This is a genomic window from Permianibacter aggregans, assembly GCF_009756665.1.
GTDB classification, from domain to species: domain Bacteria; phylum Pseudomonadota; class Gammaproteobacteria; order Enterobacterales; family Permianibacteraceae; genus Permianibacter; species Permianibacter aggregans.
Window position 1 is genome coordinate 2580139 of sequence record NZ_CP037953.1, and the last position, 17535, is coordinate 2597673.

Below are 17535 nucleotides of genomic sequence, written 5' to 3' on the forward strand. Positions count from 1 at the left end.
AGCCCGCGATTGCGGGCTTTTCATTCGATTCAATCATCACTTGACCAGCTTGTACTGAGCGCCACAGTAAGGGCAGGCCGCCGAACCGGTTTTCTCAATCGGCAGGTAGACCTTTGGGTGCATGTTCCAAAGCGTCATGAATTTGCCGGGGCAGGACAGTGGTAGATCCTTGGCAGTGACTTCATAGACTTTGGTATTCGATTGAACGCTGGACACCTTGGCAACCTCGGTACGGTAAAACGGCTAACGGACTGGGGCGCTAGTATAGCCCAAGCACGCCGAGCTTGAGCAGGCCTATCTGCCCTCCTCTGATTGCTCTGCCATGTGGCGCTGCCAAATGGCCAGCACCTTGTCGCGATGCTCGCGCATTTGTTCCGGGCCGAGCAGGTTCGGCTTGTCCTGCAGCGACAGCCGGTTAACGGTATCGCGATAGACCCGGTAAGCCTCACGCAGACTGGCGACATCGGTTTCGGCAATCAGGTCACGCTCGGCCAGCTGTTCCAGCAGACTGACCGAATGGGAAAGTTGCAGCGCCCGGTCCAAATCACCGGCGTGTTGCAGTACCCAGTACTGAACCAGAAACTCGATATCAATGACGCCGCCTTCGCCTTGCTTGATGTCCCAGCACTGGGTGTTTGATTTATCCAGCGCTTCGCGCATTTTGTTGCGCATCGAGATGACATCGGCGCGCAGCTTTTCGATCGGCCGTGAACGCTGCAGCACTTTCAAACGCATCTCGCGAAAGCGCGTTGCCAGTCGCTGACTGCCGGCGACGGCACGGGCGCGCACCAGCGCCTGATGTTCCCAGGTCCAGGCTTCATCGTCTTGGTATTGCGCGTAAGCTTCCAGCGAGCAAACCAGCAAACCGGAACTGCCGGAGGGGCGCAAGCGGGTATCGACTTCATACAAAATGCCAGCCGGCGTGCGGGTGCTGAGCATGTGCATGATGCGCTGGGCAAGACGGGTAAAAAACTGATCGATACCGATCGATCTTTCGCCGTCAGTGATGGCGTTGACATCGCCTTCGTACAAAAACACCAAATCCAGATCGGAAGAAAAACTGAGCTCACCGCCGCCGAGTTTGCCGTAGCCAATAATCAGAAACGGCTTTTCTTCATGGAGCAGCGGCGGCTGACCGTGTTTGTGCGCCAGTTGCTGCCAGGCGAGCTCCAACACTTCCGACAAAATGGCTTCGGCGAGCGCGGTCAACTGTCGCGACACTTGTACGATATCGAGCGCGCCAGCGAGATTGGCCGCGGCCACTCGCAGCATATGACTGTTGCGAAACTCGCGCAGCGTTTCCATCAGCAGCTCTTGATCATCACGCTCAATGCGCAGCAAGGCCAGCTGCAATTCCTGGCGCAAAGTGTCCGGTGCCGGTGGTTGGTAGAGCGCTTCGGCGTCGAGCAAATCATCGAGCAGAATCGGAAACTGGGTCAGCAAATTGCTGATGAAAATGCTTTCGCCGCAAAGCTTGACCAGATGCGATAACGCCGTTTGGTTTTCGCTGAGCAATTCCAGATAGGCGGTGCGTCGACACACTGCTTTCAGCAGTTGCATGACGCGCTTCAAGGCCTCGTCTGGCGCTTCAGTCGAGGCGCTTTGCGTCAGCAGCAGGGGCATCAGGCTGTCGATACGGGTGCGACCGCGCTCCGATAATTGCCGCAGCATTGTCGAGCGACGAAAACTGTACAGCGTTTCCAGCGTTTCCTCGGCGCCGGTAAAGCCGTGTTTTTTCAGCACGGTCAGCGCTTCGTTTTCCGGCAGTTGCTGTAACCACAGCGAGCGGAACGGCGAGGGCGCTTGTGGTTTGTCGGCCAGCGGCGTCGGCGCGCCGAATACGCCGGCAAAAAGACTGTGCACGGCGTCGCGATGCTGATCGAGTGCGATGCGAAAATCTTTGTAGTCGACATAGCCAAGACTGGCGGCCAGCATCGCCTTGCGCTCATCGTTGTCGGGCAGAATTTGCGTTTGCTGATCACGCTGCGCCTGCAGAATGTTTTCAGCTTTGCGAAGAAATAAATAACTCTCACGCAGTTGTTTGGCTTCGTGTTGTTCGAGTAAGCCCAGTTTGTCGAGTGCCGTCAACGTCGGTAACAGTTGCCGCGATTGCAGCATCGGTTCACGGCCGCCTTTGATCAGCTGAAAGGCCTGGACAATGAATTCCACTTCGCGAATGCCGCCAGCACCGAGTTTGATGTTGTCGCCGTGTTGTTTACGGCGTAAATCCTGGTTGATAAGTGCTTTCAAACGGCGTATCGCTTCCAGCACGCCGTAATCGATATAGCGTCGGTAAACGAATGGTTTGATCATCGCCGCATATCGTTCACGCACGTTCGGGTCGCCGTGCATGACCCGGGCTTTGATCATCGCGAAGCGTTCCCATTCGCGGCCCTGATCCTGATAGTAATCTTCCATGGCATCGAGCGACATCGCCAACGGGCCGCTGTCGCCGTATGGACGCAAGCGCATGTCGGTGCGGAACACAATGCCATCGGCGGTCGGTGTTGATAACAACTGGATCAGTTTCTGACCGACGCGGGTGAAAAAACTCTGGTGCTCCATTTTGCGCGGGCCAGCAGTTTCGCCGTCCTCGCTGTAGGCAAAAATCAAATCGATATCGGAAGAAAAATTCAGCTCTTCCCCACCGAGTTTGCCCATGCCGAGAATCAGCATCTGTTGCGGCGTGCCGTTCTCAGTCAGAGGTTGACCATGGCGGCTGGCAAATTCCTGTTCGATAAAGCGCATCGCGGTGCTGATCACGGCGTCGGCAAATTGCGACAGATGCCGCAGCGTTTCCTCGACAGGTGCCAAGCCGTTGATATCACGCCAGGCAATGCACAGCATTTCCTGCTGGCGCCACCGGCGCAGCGCACGCATCAGTTCATTTTCTTCCTTTATGGCCGCCAGCGAATCGCCATGCTGGAAATACTGGGCAACGCGCTCGTCGAGTTGCAGCCGACCGGTTTGTAACAGTTCGATCAGCAGATTCGGTTCGCGCTGCACGTTCTCGAAAACAAAATCGCTGAGTGCGAACGCCGTCTGCGCCTGGCTTTTGAAACTGGACGGCCATTTTCCGCTGGCCAGCGCCTCAACTTGCTGCCAGCGCTGCAGGCCCTTGTCGAGCAGGGCGTCGGTCAAGCTGGGCTGAAAGGCGGAAGCGGACATGTTTGGGTGACCAGAATTGTTACAGTTGGAAACTATCTTAGCTTGAATGCCCAAGACCGGGTTTGTTTAATGACAGTGTGCCGTATCGTCTACACAATGCTTTGTGCGAAGATGACCGGCGTTTATCCGGGCAGTATTTGCCTGTTTTCACCTTGGGGGAGAGTTGACGATGGAATTCTGGATTGTGTTGGCCATTGTGGCGGTGATCGTTTTCTGGGGCATCAGTGTCTACAACAAACTGGTCAGCCTGCGTAACCGCTTTCGCAACAGTTATGCGCAAATCGATGTGCAGTTGAACCGTCGTTACGATTTGATCCCGAACCTGGTGGAAACCGCCAAAGCCTATATGAAGCACGAGCGGGAAACGCTGGAAGCGGTTATTGCTGCCCGTAACGTCGCCTCCAATGCCAACCGTAACGCCGCCGCCCAGCCGGACGATGCCGAAGCGGTGCAAAAAGTCATGGCCGCCGAACAGGCGCTGACTGGCGCGATGACCCGTTTCTTTGCGCTGGCCGAGAATTACCCTGAACTGAAAGCCGAATCAACGATGCGCAATGTCATGGAAGAACTGAGCGCCACCGAGAACAAAGTGGCGTTCGCCCGTCAGGCGTTCAACGACGCGGTAATGACCTACAACACCGAGCGCGAGAAAGTGCCTAACAATTTGATCGCCAATAATTTCGGCTTCAAGGAAGCGCAGCTGTTCGAGGTCGACAACGCCGAAATGCGGCAAGCCGTGCGCGTCCAGTTCAGCTGATTCCCTGACGGCGTACACAGATGGATTTTTTCGGTCGTCAGGACTGGGCCCGCAAGCGCACGCGTTGGCTGGTTACGCTGTTTGTTTTGGCCGTCATTGCCTTGGTGCTGGCGGTCAATCTCGGCTGTTACCTGGCCGTCAAAGTCGGTGCGCCGATGCTGCTGACCGATTACGACATTCAGGTCGGCGGTTTTGTCAGTTGGATGCTCAGCAAAGCCGGCTTGGTCGTCAGCTTGGTGACCGTGCTGGTCATTGGGCTTGGCAGCGGCATCAACTGGCTGCGCATCAGCGGCGGCGGCAAAGATGTCGCCAATCTGGTTGGCGCTCGGCGCATTGCCGCAGACAGCAAAGACCCGGATGAGCGACGCCTGATCAACATCGTCGAGGAAATGTCGATTGCCTCCGGCACGCCGGTGCCGGCGCTGTATGTCATGGACCATGAAACCGGTATCAATGCTTTTGTTGCCGGCCTCAATCAGCAAGACACCGTTTTGGTCGTGACCAAAGGCGCGCTGCAAACGCTGAACCGTCAGGAACTGCAGGGCGTTATCGCCCACGAATACAGCCATATCCTCAATTACGACATGCGCCTGAATGTGCACTTGCTCGGTGTGTTGGCCGGTATTTTGCTGATTGGCCAGCTCGGCGAATTCATCATTCGCCACATCCGATTCTCCGGCCGGCGCAGCAATGACAAGGACAGCGGCGGCGGTGTGCTGGCCATTATTCTGCTCGGCGTCGCGTTGTTGGTGGTCGGTTATCTCGGTTTGTTCTTCGGCCGTTTGATCAAGGCTGGCGTTTCCCGCCAGCGCGAATTTCTGGCCGACGCCTCGGCTGTGCAGTTCACCCGCGACAACAGCGGCATTGCCGGTGCGCTGGCAAAAATCCAGAGCCATAGCGGCCAGTCGCTGCTGATGAATGCCCACGCCGAGGACATGAGCCATATGTGCTTTGGCGAATCGGTGAAAGTGCAGATGTCCGGCATGTTGTCGACTCATCCTCCGCTGCCGGAGCGCATCAAGGCGCTTGGTTTCAGCCCGGAAGTGCTGGTGCGCCAGCAACTGCGCCGGCAGCAGGAACAGGCGGAAGCGGAGGTGAAAGCGGCATCAGTCGCCACGCCGAAAGCCGCCGCACCCGGTTTCAATATGCCCGGTGCTGACGTGCTGGCGCCGGCAGCGATCATGGCGTCGATTGGCACCGTCCAGCCGGAGCAATTGGCTCAGGCCGAAGCGCTGCTGGAAACGATAGCGCTGGATCTGCATCAACTGGCTCATGATCGCCGGCAGGTGGCGATGCTGCTGATCGCGCTGATGCTGCATCGCCAGCCGATCGACAAGACGCTACAGCCATTGCTGGCGAAAACCCTGAATGATGAGCAACGGCAACGGCTGCCGGCCCTCTGCGACGAGGTCAATCAGCTGCAGCCAGAACCGCGTATGGCACTGCTGAACCTGTGCAAGCTGGCCGTGCAGGAACTCGACAAGCTGCAGAAGCAGCAACTGTTGCAAGCTTTGCTCGGTATTGCTCGTCAGGACCAGCAAATCAGTCTGGCCGAGTTCATCCAGTACACGCTGGTCCGGCAATGGGCCTTGCCGAAACAGCACAAGGGGCCGACGTTGAGCCGTTTTACCCAGGTGCAGCAGGCGCTGGTGACGGTGCTCGGTACCTTCGTCTTTTGCTGCGGCGAGCCGGGTCGCAACCCGGAAAAAGTCGAGCAATTCCGCCAGGCGCTGAGCAGCTTTGAATTGGCGGGCGAACAGGCTTTGCCGGAACGCTTCGAGGCGGTGGCTTTCGACGAAGCGCTGGACGTGCTGGACCGACTGTCGCCGCTGCTGAAAAAGCCGCTGCTGGCAACGCTGACTGAACTGACGTTAGCCGATAACCAGGTTTCTGTCGAAGAGCGGGAGTTGCTGCGAGCGATTGCCGAACGACTGAATTGCGCGATGCCGTTGTTGCCTAAGCAAGCCTGACTGCGAACAACTTTGATAGCAATAACAATGGCCTTGACAGGAGTGAATACTTACATCGAAATGGCTTTGGCCAGCCCCTTCACTTAACGACAGACTGGATCCCGCTTGCGGCCATCAGCCGAAGCGACGAAACTAGGCGTCCGCGTAAGCGTGTTCATGGAGCGAGATTCAAAATGAAAATGTTTGTAGCCGTAACGTCGTTGCTGATGGTTTCCGGCGCTGTGTTGGCCGATGCCCAAATCTGCAAAATGGGCGACATGGTGCGCAAGGTCGAAGTCGTGCATGTCGACGGTGACAGCAGCAAACCCTGCGACGTCGAGTACACGAAAGTGACCGAAATGCCGGACGCACCGGCCGCCAAACTCTGGCACTTTGAAGTCAATGTCGATCAGTGCACGGTCAAGGCCGATGAGCTGCTCGCCAAGCTGCAAGGCTGGGGCTGGACCTGCGAAGCCAGCGCTTCGGAGCCGGCCACCACGGCCAGCAACGAGTAAGTCTTGGTATCAAGAAAAAGCGCCGAATTCGGCGCTTTTTTCTTTCAATCGCTTTCCAAATCATCTGGTTCGGCGCGCAGCGCCCGGTCGCGGGTCATCTGCAAGGCCGTCCATAGTGTTTCCCGCTGCGCGGCCAGCCAGTTGGCAACTTCCTGCGCCGTTTCCGGTGGTAGCTGTTTGGCCATTTGCTCCAGGCAGTTCAGGGTCGCGATGTCTTCGACGCCGGCTAGCAAATCTCGGCAGGGGTCGATAAACAAATCCCGCTGGCGGTGTTCGAATAAATCGCCGAACAGCAACGAACTCCACAGCGCCCGGCGCAGCAAGCGCCGCTGCTGGGTGTAGTACTCGAAATCGGCCGCGACTGGCGCTTCACGCCAAATGGTCTGCAAATCGCCCCACTGCCGAATGACCAGCGCCGTTGCCCGTTCCGCTGCTTGTTCCTGCAGTTCCGGCGCCGGCACCGGCGGCAGCAGCAGGAATTCCGCCATATCGAGCGAAAAGCGGGCGTATTCGCGGCTACTCAGCAATTGCTGGGTTTGCTCCATACCGCTGGCGAACAGGCGCTCGTCCGGCAGAATGTCTTCAAATTCTTCATGATGCGGCAGGTAGTGCTCACCCTGGGTCGACAGGATAATGCGGTCGGCGGCGTTCTGAGCCCGAGCGTAGCGTACCCAATGCAGGGTCTTCATCATCCGGGTCAGTTGCCGGGTCCAGCGTTGCACCATCTCAGGTAATGGCAGACCGTTGTAGCAAACCAGAATATGACGCATCAGCCCGACGGCCCGCCGCATTTGTTCGACGGATTGCACCGAAGGCAGGCTCAGAAACTCTTTCTCATAGCGCTGCCAGTGTGACCAGGCGGTGCCAATCGCCTCGGTAAAAATGGTCCAGAGGCTAGCGTCCTCGGCCAGCTCCAGCGGCGCCAGCCTCGATTCCGGCGGCGTATGCCATTCCAGCAGGCGATAACCGCGTTCGGCTTTGCTGCGGTTGTCCGGCACCAGCGGGTGGTGCTCAATCAGGTGCCGGGCCAGCTCGAACATCGGCCCGGCTTCGCCCTGCTTCAGTTCCAGCTCGATTTCGCAAATGGCTTCTTGCTCGTCATCGGTGCTGACCGAGCCGAGGTCCAACGCCAACTCGACTTCAGTGCCCGATACATGCCGCAGGCGGCGGGCGCGACGGAGAAAGTCGGTGCGAAATACCGGCATCAGCAGCTCGGCGCGCACCTGCGCGGCCAGCCAGCCGGCCCATTCCTGGTCCGGAAAACCGCTGGCATCAAGCGCCAGGCTAGTGACCGGATGGTCGAATTCCAGCCGTTGATGCAGGCCGCCGATGGTTTGGCCGGCGGCTTTGATGGTTTGCGTGTAGCGGCCGTTCTCGCCGCGTATGCGCAGGGCGATTCGGCGCGCCAGTAAATCGGCGTCTTCGTTGTCGTAATAGTGATTCTGCAACTGGCTGCTTTGCCAGTCTTCGGTCTGCCAGCCTTCCGGCAAGCGGGTGCTGGCCAGCGTATCGAGGGTGTCCGGGTCGGTGCTGAGCTTCAGTTCGAATTCGACAGTCATGCAACGCAGAGTGTGGCGGCGGAGTGGTCGGCATTGTACCTGCATTCCATTCATTAGACGCGCGCACCGCTGTTACAATGCCGGCCATCTTTTCTTGCCAAGATTGAAGGCGGTTTGACGGTGCACAAAGGGTGGATGGCGATGCTGCTGTGGAGTGCAGCCGGGCTGGCAATGGCTGCCGAAGCAGAGAAAGCGCAGGAAACGTTTTATATCAGCGATCAACTGACGGCGCCGCTGCGTTCCGGTGCCGCCCGTGAACAGAAAATCGTCAACCAACTGAAAGCCGGCGAAGTGGTGACGGTGCTGGAAAAAGCGCCCGGCACCGGTTTCCTGCGGGTGCGCTCAGCGAGTGGTATCGAAGGCTGGATAGAAGCCGAACGGGTGGTCACCGAACCGCCGGCGCTGGTCCGTTTCAACGCGCTGAAACGCGATTTCGATGCGGCGGCTGGCGAACTGGAATGGATCAAGAACAACGCCCCGAGTCAGGAACAATTGCAGCAGCAGGCCCATGAACTGCAAGTGCGTGTCGTTGAGCTGGAAAACCAGATCGAAGTGCTGACCCAGCAAAACTCCCGGCTCGAAGAACGCTTTCAAAGCGAAGTGTTGTATGCCGGGGCGCTGGTGATGTTGGCTGGTTTGGTTTTGGGCTGGTTAGTTTCTGCAATCAAAGGCAAACGAAGAGATGGCTGGCATTAAAGCAGTCACCAAGATGCCTGGAGCTCGGCGATCTGCGCGAATGCGGTGCTCGGAGTCCTCATTTACTATTTGTAAACTCCGGTTCCTCCGCTGCTATTCACGCACCTCGCCATCGCCCAGACATTTTGGTGACCGCTTTAACTCTGAATTTCAGGCACCAGGAACCGAGTGTGGAATTCCATTTAAAACATTTCGACGAGCTGAGTCTCGATGAACTGTATCAGTTGCTGAAACTGCGTCAGGACGTGTTCATTATCGAGCAGATGTGCCCGTTTCCGGATATCGATAACCTCGATCAAACGGCGCTGCATTTGTGGTGTCAGCAAGGCGGCAAGATGCTCGCCTATTTGCGCTTGCTGCCGCCGACGGCCGAGCGGCCCGATGTCGTGTCGCTGGGCCGGGTTTGCAGTGCATTCGAAGCCCGCGGCGGTGGCTACACCCGGCAACTGGTGCAGCAAGGTTTGCAGGAACTGCAACAACGCTTTCCGCAAGCACGCTGCGAAATCGGCGCGCAATCCTACTTGTTGGCGTTTTATCAGCGCGCCGGTTTTCAGGTGTTCGGCGAGCCCTATCTTGAAGATGGCATTCCGCATCGGCACATGGTCTGCCCGTTGGCGCAATGGTCGCCAGCCCGCGCACAGTAATGGGATGTAATGATGAAAAGTTTTGAACGCATCAGTTGTCTGCAGGCACAGACGAAAATGCAGAACGAAAACGCCGTGCTGGTCGATATTCGCGACCCGAACGCGTTCGAGGCCGCCCATGTCGATGGCGCCACCCGGCTCAGTAACGAAAACCTGCAGCAATTTTTGCAGCAGGCCGACCATGACAAGCCCTTGCTGGTCATGTGCTATCACGGCCATAGCTCGCAACAGGCGGCGCAGTTCCTGGCCCAGCAGGGTTTCGAGCAGGTTTTTAGTGTCGATGGCGGCTTTGAGGCCTGGCGTAAACAACTGCCGTTTGTCGGGCGCTAATTCCAAAACGCCAACCCCGATTGTCGTCGCGGGCGATTTTCCGCAGGGCTTCTACACTTGTGTTCATGGACCGGCTGCCGATAAGGCCAGCAACACTCCATGTTCGCGTTTCATGGCATACGCAGCAAAATTCTGGTCGTCATTCTGTCGGCAGCGCTGGCGCTGATGCTGCTACTGGCGTTGCTGTTCGTGCGTTTTGTTGGGCCATCATTTCTCGCTCTGGAACAGGATAGCGCCGGCCGCGATATGCAGCGGGTGATGGCCGCCATTGATCAACAACGTCGGCTGATCGCCTTGATGTGTGGGGATTGGGCGTCATGGACCGAGATGTATGCCTACGCCCGGCAGTACGATGAAGCGTTCTATCAAAACAACCTGACGGCAGAAAACGCCTCCACCACCGGTATGGATATGATTGCCGTGGTTACCGCTGACGGCCGTCTGCGTGAAACCCATTTTTACCGTAATGGCGAGCATTACCAACCGGTAATTGAAAGTGCCCTGGCGCCAGAGAGCCCCTACTTTCCGGCCATCATTCAACCCTTGTTGCGACCCGTGCATAGCGAGGCTGAGCGTTATCAGCAACGTCACCTGATGCTCTATGTCGAAGACCATCCGATTCTGATTGTGGCGCGCCCCATCACATTGGAACACGAACGTGATCCGGCCGGCGTATTGCTGATGATGCGGGCCCTGGATCGCGAGCGGATTGATGAGTTGAGCCGCAATGCGTCGGTGGAGTTCATGCTGCGACCGGCCGGCGCCATGCGCCCGATTGTCAGCATCGAAGGCGATCGGTTTCTGGCAACACTGGCAAATGGTAGTGCCTACGATGGCGTGGTTGCCGACAAGTTGTTGTGGTTGTGGCGACCGATCCCGGAGTTTTACGGTGACCAAGTATATACAGTGTTGTCATTGCCGCGCACGCTGACCTTGCAGGCATTCAGCAATTTGTACTGGGCGATCATTCTGCTGTGCGTATTCACATTGGTTCTGGCGTTTGTCCTGTACCGGGTGTTGCTGCGTGAATTGCTCAATCCGTTGCGCGTAGTCACCGATGGATTGCGCAACATCGAACAGAATCCCGAGTTGAACCTGCAATTGCAGGAAGTCGGTGCCAGCGAATTGCGGCGTCTGATCCGCAGTTTCAACAGCATGAATGAAGAACTGAATGATTATCGCCGGGAAATTGAGCTGTTGTCATTGACCGATCCGTTAACCGGTTTGCCGAACCGGCGTCAATTTGAGCAGGTGATTGCTCGTGAGTGGTTGCACGCGGTGCGCGAGAAAACGGCGTTGACGTTGATGATTGTCGATGTCGACTGGTTCAAGCGTTACAACGATTTTTATGGGCATCAGGCCGGCGATCATTGTCTGATTGCAATCAGCGAAGCATTACAAAAAGCTGTGAAGCGTTCCACCGATCTGGTGGCCAGAATTGGCGGCGAGGAATTCATCGTCGTGTTGCCGCAAACCGAGATCGCTGGGGGCAAAGCCGCCGCTCAGCGGGCGCTGGACATCGTTCGCGACTTGCACTTGGTGCATGAGGCCGGCGGAGCACGCAAGATTGTCACGATCAGCGTCGGCGTCAAATCCGGTGTGCCGAGTGCAACCGATACCATTGATGACTGGCTGACTCAAGCCGATCAGGCGCTGTATCGAGCCAAGCAGCAGGGACGCGATCGTTTTGATATCGCCGATGAGCGCGAGCCTTCTGCGAAAGCCTAGAAGCCATCTCAAAAATGCCTGGAGCTCGGCGATCTGCGCGAATGCGGTGCTCGGAAAAATCCGCCAGGAGCGGATTTTCGTGGAACCCGGAGGGTGAGCCACATGGATGTGGCGAACAATCCTCATTTACGATTTGTAAACTCCGGTCCCTGCGCTCCTCTTCGCGCACCTCGCCATCGCCCAGACTATTTTTGAGATAGCTTCTAGTTGTGTCCGGGGTCATAAAAAACGAAAACGGCGAAGCGCCGTTTTCGTCATGCAAAAATACAGTGGCCGGTTATTTATTGCCAGATGTATTTGGTAAACAGCACGTCGAGAATCAAGCCTTCCTGTTGGGTTTCGGTTTGGATTTTTTCCGACAGCTGCTTCAGCGTTTCCTGACGCAGCGCTTCCCGTTGCTCGACGCTTTTGATCGTGTCTTCCGTTTGCGAGCGCATCAACCACACGACAGTGTCCTGCAATAACGGCGTGTGTTTTTTTACCGCTTCGAGATTGATCGCACCCTGAATTTTCAGCTGAATGCCAACACTGAGAAAGCCGACTTTATTGTCGTTGCGCTGGTAATTGGTCACCAGATTCGGGAATAGCTCAAGGTATTTGACGCCTTCCGGATCGGCATCTTTGGTGCCGCCGGCGGCGAACAGGCTTGAGGAAAACAACAGGGCAGAGAAACAGCACAACAGCAGCTTACGCATGGTCACTTTTGGGGATAAAACAACGAAGGTGCCCCAAGTATAGACAGCGTCTGCCGATTTTCCGGGTTTGTGCGAAAAACCGGCGCCGCTTCACATAATCTTCATGTTGAACGCGAACCGTGGTGCCGGTTCAATCGATTTCCACCATTTCAAAATCGAGTTTGCCGACGCCGCAGTCCGGGCACAGCCAATCGTCCGGTACATCAGTCCAGGCGGTACCGGCGGCGATACCGTCTTCCGGCCAGCCGAGCGACTCGTCGTAAACCAGGCCACAAACCAGACATTGCCATTTCTTCATTGCCACACCCTGAAAACTGCTTGGAGGAAAACGGCCGCCGTTATAACGATCCAGTACGCCGCTGGCAAGCGCTCATCGGAAGTTTCCCGGCGATTCCCTGCTCAAGCCCCTATAATGCCGGCCTTTGTGGTACGCCGGGGAGCAGACAGGCGTTCATGTTGAATCCATGGCAGAACGACGCGCCGGCGCTGCGCCCGGTATTGCAGCGGCTATTGCTGGAACCGGGCTCGTTCACGGCGGCGTTGCGATCGCGACTCGGTGACATCGCGGTACGTCCGCTCAGTGAAGGTTGGAGCACTGCACGCGGCGAAGAAGCGCTAGCGTTGCAGATGATGGGCGTGCGCCAGGCTTTTGTGCGCGAGGTATTGCTGGTCGGTGAGCAGCAGCAATGGGTGTTTGCCCGTTCGGTGATTCCGGCCGCCAGCTTGCGTGGCCCGAACCGGGAGCTGACCAAGCTTGGCACCCAGGCGTTGGGTAGTCTGCTGTTCGCTGGAGAAGGCCAGCGCACCAATCTGGAATTCTGCCGCCTGACCGCCCGTCAGCCGTTGGCGGCACGTTTACGTGCTCATGGCATCGTGTTCAGTCAAGGACTGCCGGCTCGCCGCTCGGTGTTCTTGTATCGCCGCATGCCGCTACTGGTGCAGGAAGTGCTGCTGCCGGATTTGATTTACTGGGGGAATCATGTCGCGCCAATGGCAAACCCTTTGGGCTGAAGCCCGGCCATTTATCGAACTGATGCGCTGGCACAAACCGGTCGGCATTTTCCTGTTGCTGTGGCCGGTGCTGTGGGCGCTCTGGTATGCCGCCGAAGGACTGCCGCCGCTGCCGATTCTCGCCGTGTTCGTGCTTGGCACGGCGCTGATGCGCGCCTGCGGTTGCGTGATCAACGATTACGCCGATCGTCATTTCGACGCGCATGTCAGTCGTACCCGGCAACGGCCGTTGGCCGATGGCCGCATCACACCGAAGCAGGCCATATTGACGTTTCTGGTGCTGGCCTGGCTGTCATTCGCATTGGTCATCACGCTGAACAACTTTACGATCTGGTTGTCGTTTGTGGCCATCGCCATTGCCGCGCTGTATCCGTTCATGAAGCGCTACACCTACTTTCCGCAAGTGGTGCTCGGTGCCGCGTTTGCGTGGGCGATTCCGATGGCATTCGCGGCGGTAAAAAACGAATTGCCTCCGATTGCCTGGTTGTTGTTCACCAGCACGCTGCTCTGGGTGCTTGCCTATGACACGTTGTACGGCATGGTCGATCGCAAGGACGATCTGCAAATCGGCATCAAGTCGACGGCGATTCTGTTTGGTGAAGCCGATATCGCCGCCGTGTCGATCATTCACGGCATGGCGCTAACCGGTTTTCTGATGGCCGGTTTAAGGATGGAGCGCGGATTCTGGTTTTTGTTGGGTTGGAGTGTTGCGCTGCTGATCGCGATCTATCAAATGTGGATCGCGCGCCGTCGCAAACCGGACGATTGCTTTCGCGCTTTTCAGTTGAACAATGCCTATGGTGCAGCGCTGACGTTGGGACTGATGCTTGATTACCCCCTTTAGCAGCAAGCGCGCTCAATGACTGCTTGATAGTACTCTCGGGATTTTTCGTGACCGCCGAGCCGGCGATAAACATGGGCCAGATTGGTCAAGTTGCCAATCGAGGCATGCTCCAGCTCCAGTGCCTCGAACAAGCGTTGTGACAACAGCAAATCGGTTAACGCCAGCGCCAGATTGGCGGTGTAGGCATAAAACTCTCCGCGCGCCAACAGGCTGTCGGCTTGCAAGCGCACATCGTTCAGCGCTTGTGATTGCGAATAGGCGGCATTGAACGCCGTTTCCGCTTGGCTTAATTCACCGGCAATGCCAAGCAAGGCCGCCTGACAACGCATCAGTTCAACACCTCCGGCGTTATTGCCACGTTATTGAAATTCAATCAATTGCGCGTTGGCGTAATCGAATCCGGTTTGCTCAGCAGTCGGTTTGAATACCCGGCAATGCTGCGTTGTCCAATCGTCGCGAATCGCTTGTGGGGTGTCGGCCGTGAATTGTTCGGCAATACGCTTCAGTTTCGGGCGGATCTGATCTTCATTCAACAAATAGGAGCGATTGCGCAAGTCATCAAGCGCACTTTGCAGCGATGACGGGGTTGCCGCCAGCGACACCGATGAAAGGAAAAGCGCAAATATGACCAGCAGAAACTTACCGATCAGCAACAAGCGGACAACATCTCGGATCAGCCTGCGGTCGGCAGGCTCCCCAATTCGAAAAACGGATGAACAATCAGGCAGGGCTCATGTGTTATGCCTGAAGTATAGGCAAATCTGACCATCTGTCGAAAACGCTGCGCTGAGCAGCAATGACTCAGTCGGCCAGTTCCACCTTGTTGCGGCCGGCGCCTTTGGCGCGATACAGCGCATCGTCGGCGCGGCGCATGATCAGCGAGACATTGTTGTCGCCTTCACGCCATTGCGCGACACCGATGCTGACGGTTACTGTCAAGGCCGGATCGATGGTCTTGAATTCCAGTTGCGCGACGGCGGTTTTCAGGCGCTCGGCGACATCCATCGCTGAGCGATACTCGGTCATCGGCAACACCGCCATGAATTCTTCACCACCGGTGCGGCCGAGCTTGTCGCCTTCGCGCAATTCGCCGGACATCGCCTTGGCCAGTTTTTGCAGCACCAGATCACCGGCGTTGTGACCATAGGTATCGTTGATGCGCTTGAAATAATCGATGTCCATGACCAACACCGTGAACGGCGAGCGATAACGTTTGGACTGGGCAATCTGCTGCTCGGCAAACTGGAATATATGACGGCGATTGGCGATCTGGGTCAGCTCGTCAGTCATCGCCATCGCGCTCATTCTTCGTGATTGACGCAGATGCTTGGCGATCAACATCAGCAGCACAATAATCAGCGCCACGGCCAGCAGCAGTGTCATCGACTGCAACCAGCGGATCCGGCGGCTGTCTTCAAGTTGCTTTTGCTGCAAGGCTTTTTCGCGCAGCAATGCCGCGTTGGTTTTTTCTTTTTGTTCGCTGTCGAACAATACCCGCATCCTGGTGGTTTGTTCTTCGCGCAAATTCAGATCCAGTGTTGCGTGTGCTTGCACATGCTGGCTCAGTGCCTGATAGGCTTGCTCGTACTCGCCTGCGGCGGCAAAGGTTTTCGCCCGCTCCAACTCGACTTCGGCAATGCCGCGAACATTCTGGCCGGCCAGAAATTCTTCCAGGGCCAAATCGAGATCGATAATCGCGGCTTTCGGTTGACCGAGCAGGCGGAATGCCATGCCGCGCGAGGCGCGCGTTATCGCAATCATCTGCGGATCTTTCTGGCGCTCAAAAAAAGCGATTACTTCATTGAGAATCGCCAGCGCTTCTTTCGGTTGTTGTCGTTTCAACAGAATGCTGGCCAACGAGCGACGGGCGCTGTATTCGAGATTACCATCACGTGCCTGCTGGGCCAGGGTCACGACCCGCTCAAAATGGCTGCGGGCTTCCTCCAGATCGCCTTTTGATTCGAGTGAGCGACCGATGTTGTAGACGGTGACGGCAATGGCACCCGGGTTGCCGCGTTGTTCATCGTGCACCAGCAGCTCGCGGTAGTATTCGATCGCCTGCGGATATTCACCAATGCGGGCATACAAATTGGCGATGGAATTGAGCGTGTAGCGAATGAAAAATTCGTCGTTCAGCGCGGAGTACAACTCGTAGCTTTCTTTCAAATCTTCGAGCGCGTTCGAGTAGTCACCACGATAAGAACGCAAGTCGCCACGTGAACCGAGCGCGCTGGCTAGCAGTTCCGGTTCGTTCAGGCGGCGCCCTTCGCTGACTGCGAACTCATAAGCTTCGGCCGCCTCATTGAGATTGCCGATTTGTTCAGAGGTGTAACCCCAGCACAAACGCATTTCCGCGTAACGCACCGGATAAGTACTGGCATCGATGCTGGACATCATCGTTTCGGCAAACAGGCGTGCTTCGTTGATGTCGCGCTCGACGATGAACCAGCATTCCAGTGAAGCCAGCTCCAACGACAAGGCCGTGTCAGATAATTCCTGATTCAGCGCCTTGGCCTGATTCAATGCGGCTTTTGCCTGTTCGAAATCCTCGCTGAATTGTCGCTCAGCGGCATCCATCAATTGCCGAACCTGCTCGGCTTTCGGATCAGGACTTTTCTGAGTTTCGTTGTTTGCCGGCGCCGCCATCAGCGCACCAGACAGTAACCATGGCATCAGCATAAACGGTAGGTGCTTGCGCCACTGCTGATGCGCGCCAAGCCGCGCGAAGCCCGCGCGGAACCACGCGGGCAGCGAAACAAACAACCTGGATTTCAAACGGCGTGCCGACATGGTGTGCTTATTGGTTAGGATGTGCCGATTACACTGCCTACAATAAGCGGCGATTGCCGAGAGTGCAAACGAATCAGCGTCGGAATGCTGATTCGTTTGCCATGGGTTTACGGCTGTTCTAGCGCGAAACTCAAGGTCACGGTTTGGCTGATGGGTTTCTGCTCAGGGTTCTCGTATTGCCAGCGTGATACCGCCATACGTGCGGCCTTTTCGAATACCCCGCGCGGTTGACTGTCCAACACTTCGATATCGCTGACCAGGCCACGTGCATCGACAACGAAACGCAAGGTGACCTGACCTTCAATGCCGCGTTCACGGGCATCGATCGGGTACATCGGTTGTAGCTGGCGGAGGGCGCGCAAGACACCGTCCTTACCGTGCGTAGGCATTTGCTCGCCTATTCCGGTTGGTAACCAGTCGATTGACAGTCGCGTCGTGGTCGGCGTTTCCGGGATAACCGTAACCGGCCTTGCGACGGGATTCGGTTCCAGCGGCGTGCTGATCCCGGTCGGTGCTGGCGCAATGGCTGGCTTCGGTTGCTCCGGTAGCTGTTTCTTTGGTGGAAGTGGTTCGGTTTTCCTCTCTGGCGTAAACGTATCGACGACTTTCGGCGGCTTGGCAGTCGGCCTTTCGCCGCGAAACGCCACCAACTGCGCCATCAGAATCAGCAATACAAACGCGATCGTGGCGCCGGAAAACAAGCTCAGTAACAACTTGCGCATGATGATTCCTCCTTCTCTCCCCATTCATCCTGCGTTTTCAGCATGGGCATCGCCGCGACGGATCGATAGCGCATTAGGTCGTGCCATTCGTGGTAATACTGCCGCGCCAAATGCCGGCATTAACGGC

At 56.8% G+C, this 17535-nt stretch carries 18 protein-coding genes; 9 read left to right on the plus strand and 9 right to left on the minus strand.

Annotated elements, in window-relative coordinates:
- Positions 1–36: 36 nt before the first annotated feature.
- Both E2H98_RS11395 and glnE read right to left on the minus strand, forming a co-directional pair.
- Positions 37–216: a zinc-finger domain-containing protein gene (locus tag E2H98_RS11395; RefSeq protein WP_133591141.1), complete on the minus strand. Its 180-nt coding sequence runs from the start codon at positions 214–216 to the stop codon at positions 37–39.
- Between the two features lie 78 nt (positions 217–294).
- Entirely contained in the window at positions 295–3168 is a 2874-nt protein-coding gene (gene glnE, locus E2H98_RS11400; RefSeq protein WP_133591143.1) for a bifunctional [glutamate--ammonia ligase]-adenylyl-L-tyrosine phosphorylase/[glutamate--ammonia-ligase] adenylyltransferase, read from the minus strand.
- Between the two features lie 169 nt (positions 3169–3337).
- Here glnE and E2H98_RS11405 point away from each other — a divergent pair, with 169 nt between their 5' ends.
- The 3 genes from E2H98_RS11405 to E2H98_RS11415 all read left to right on the plus strand — a co-directional run bounded on the left by E2H98_RS11405 (position 3338) and on the right by E2H98_RS11415 (position 6389).
- Positions 3338–3925, plus strand: coding sequence for a LemA family protein (locus E2H98_RS11405; protein ID WP_133591145.1), 588 nt, complete (start codon positions 3338–3340; stop codon positions 3923–3925).
- A gap of 20 nt (positions 3926–3945) precedes the next feature.
- Positions 3946–5895, plus strand: coding sequence for a M48 family metallopeptidase (locus E2H98_RS11410; RefSeq protein WP_133591147.1), 1950 nt, complete (start codon positions 3946–3948; stop codon positions 5893–5895).
- A 173-nt stretch (positions 5896–6068) separates the two neighbouring features.
- Positions 6069–6389, plus strand: coding sequence for a hypothetical protein (locus E2H98_RS11415; RefSeq protein ID WP_133591149.1), 321 nt, complete (start codon positions 6069–6071; stop codon positions 6387–6389).
- A gap of 44 nt (positions 6390–6433) precedes the next feature.
- Here the strand turns inward: E2H98_RS11415 and E2H98_RS11420 are convergent, their stop codons facing one another.
- A complete protein-coding gene (locus tag E2H98_RS11420; protein ID WP_157591359.1) occupies positions 6434–7948 on the minus strand; it encodes a CYTH and CHAD domain-containing protein in 1515 nt (504 codons plus the stop codon).
- 120 nt (positions 7949–8068) lie between these two features.
- Here E2H98_RS11420 and E2H98_RS11425 point away from each other — a divergent pair, with 120 nt between their 5' ends.
- From E2H98_RS11425 to E2H98_RS11440, 4 genes are all read left to right on the plus strand, one after another.
- Complete coding sequence (locus E2H98_RS11425) at positions 8069–8644, plus strand: TIGR04211 family SH3 domain-containing protein (protein ID WP_133591153.1); 576 nt, start codon at positions 8069–8071, stop codon at positions 8642–8644.
- Positions 8645–8814: 170 nt separating this feature from the next.
- The gene (locus E2H98_RS11430; protein WP_198325105.1) at positions 8815–9288 is read left to right on the plus strand and encodes a GNAT family N-acetyltransferase; all 474 of its coding nucleotides are present in this window, start codon (positions 8815–8817) and stop codon (positions 9286–9288) included.
- A gap of 9 nt (positions 9289–9297) precedes the next feature.
- A complete protein-coding gene (glpE, locus tag E2H98_RS11435) occupies positions 9298–9618 on the plus strand; it encodes a thiosulfate sulfurtransferase GlpE (RefSeq protein ID WP_408634803.1) in 321 nt (106 codons plus the stop codon).
- Between the two features lie 99 nt (positions 9619–9717).
- On the plus strand, positions 9718–11346 hold the full coding sequence (locus tag E2H98_RS11440) for a diguanylate cyclase domain-containing protein (protein WP_133591155.1): 1629 nt from the start codon (positions 9718–9720) through the stop codon (positions 11344–11346).
- A gap of 281 nt (positions 11347–11627) precedes the next feature.
- Here the strand turns inward: E2H98_RS11440 and E2H98_RS11445 are convergent, their stop codons facing one another.
- Together E2H98_RS11445 and E2H98_RS11450 are read right to left on the minus strand one after the other, a co-directional pair.
- A complete protein-coding gene (locus E2H98_RS11445) occupies positions 11628–12041 on the minus strand; it encodes a flagellar basal body-associated FliL family protein (RefSeq protein WP_133591158.1) in 414 nt (137 codons plus the stop codon).
- Between the two features lie 130 nt (positions 12042–12171).
- On the minus strand, positions 12172–12339 hold the full coding sequence (locus E2H98_RS11450; protein WP_133591160.1) for a rubredoxin: 168 nt from the start codon (positions 12337–12339) through the stop codon (positions 12172–12174).
- 155 nt (positions 12340–12494) lie between these two features.
- Here E2H98_RS11450 and E2H98_RS11455 point away from each other — a divergent pair, with 155 nt between their 5' ends.
- On the plus strand, positions 12495–13052 hold the full coding sequence (locus E2H98_RS11455; RefSeq protein ID WP_133591162.1) for a chorismate--pyruvate lyase family protein: 558 nt from the start codon (positions 12495–12497) through the stop codon (positions 13050–13052).
- Positions 13021–13896 (plus strand): 4-hydroxybenzoate octaprenyltransferase, encoded by an 876-nt coding sequence (gene ubiA, locus E2H98_RS11460; RefSeq protein ID WP_133591164.1) that lies wholly within the window; start codon positions 13021–13023, stop codon positions 13894–13896. Before E2H98_RS11455 ends, ubiA begins: the two co-directional genes overlap by 32 nt.
- Here the strand turns inward: ubiA and E2H98_RS11465 are convergent.
- The 4 genes from E2H98_RS11465 to E2H98_RS11480 form a co-directional block, all read right to left on the minus strand.
- Positions 13893–14225, minus strand: a complete 333-nt coding sequence (locus E2H98_RS11465; RefSeq protein WP_133591166.1) for a hypothetical protein — start codon at positions 14223–14225, stop codon at positions 13893–13895. The two genes, ubiA and E2H98_RS11465, sit on opposite strands and share 4 nt — an antisense overlap.
- Positions 14226–14255: 30 nt before the next feature.
- Complete coding sequence (locus tag E2H98_RS11470; RefSeq protein WP_133591168.1) at positions 14256–14552, minus strand: hypothetical protein; 297 nt, start codon at positions 14550–14552, stop codon at positions 14256–14258.
- A 145-nt stretch (positions 14553–14697) separates the two neighbouring features.
- Positions 14698–16686, minus strand: a complete 1989-nt coding sequence (locus E2H98_RS11475; RefSeq protein ID WP_133591170.1) for a tetratricopeptide repeat-containing diguanylate cyclase — start codon at positions 16684–16686, stop codon at positions 14698–14700.
- 107 nt (positions 16687–16793) lie between these two features.
- A complete protein-coding gene (locus tag E2H98_RS11480) occupies positions 16794–17408 on the minus strand; it encodes a TonB family protein (protein ID WP_157591360.1) in 615 nt (204 codons plus the stop codon).
- Positions 17409–17535 lie beyond the last annotated feature (127 nt).

What these genes read in the sequence shown, in the direction of transcription:
- glnE (WP_133591143.1), bottom strand. Translation starts at nt 3,168, where the DNA reads ATGTCCGCTTCCGCCTTTCAGCCCAGCTTGACCGACGCCCTGCTCGAC.
- E2H98_RS11405 (WP_133591145.1), top strand. Translation starts at nt 3,338, where the DNA reads ATGGAATTCTGGATTGTGTTGGCCATTGTGGCGGTGATCGTTTTCTGG.
- E2H98_RS11410 (WP_133591147.1), top strand. Translation starts at nt 3,946, where the DNA reads ATGGATTTTTTCGGTCGTCAGGACTGGGCCCGCAAGCGCACGCGTTGG.
- E2H98_RS11415 (WP_133591149.1), top strand. Translation starts at nt 6,069, where the DNA reads ATGAAAATGTTTGTAGCCGTAACGTCGTTGCTGATGGTTTCCGGCGCT.
- E2H98_RS11420 (WP_157591359.1), bottom strand. Translation starts at nt 7,948, where the DNA reads ATGACTGTCGAATTCGAACTGAAGCTCAGCACCGACCCGGACACCCTC.
- glpE (WP_408634803.1), top strand. Translation starts at nt 9,298, where the DNA reads ATGATGAAAAGTTTTGAACGCATCAGTTGTCTGCAGGCACAGACGAAA.
- E2H98_RS11440 (WP_133591155.1), top strand. Translation starts at nt 9,718, where the DNA reads ATGTTCGCGTTTCATGGCATACGCAGCAAAATTCTGGTCGTCATTCTG.
- E2H98_RS11445 (WP_133591158.1), bottom strand. Translation starts at nt 12,041, where the DNA reads ATGCGTAAGCTGCTGTTGTGCTGTTTCTCTGCCCTGTTGTTTTCCTCA.
- E2H98_RS11450 (WP_133591160.1), bottom strand. Translation starts at nt 12,339, where the DNA reads ATGAAGAAATGGCAATGTCTGGTTTGTGGCCTGGTTTACGACGAGTCG.
- E2H98_RS11455 (WP_133591162.1), top strand. Translation starts at nt 12,495, where the DNA reads ATGTTGAATCCATGGCAGAACGACGCGCCGGCGCTGCGCCCGGTATTG.
- ubiA (WP_133591164.1), top strand. Translation starts at nt 13,021, where the DNA reads ATGTCGCGCCAATGGCAAACCCTTTGGGCTGAAGCCCGGCCATTTATC.
- E2H98_RS11465 (WP_133591166.1), bottom strand. Translation starts at nt 14,225, where the DNA reads ATGCGTTGTCAGGCGGCCTTGCTTGGCATTGCCGGTGAATTAAGCCAA.
- E2H98_RS11475 (WP_133591170.1), bottom strand. Translation starts at nt 16,686, where the DNA reads ATGTCGGCACGCCGTTTGAAATCCAGGTTGTTTGTTTCGCTGCCCGCG.
- E2H98_RS11480 (WP_157591360.1), bottom strand. Translation starts at nt 17,408, where the DNA reads ATGCGCAAGTTGTTACTGAGCTTGTTTTCCGGCGCCACGATCGCGTTT.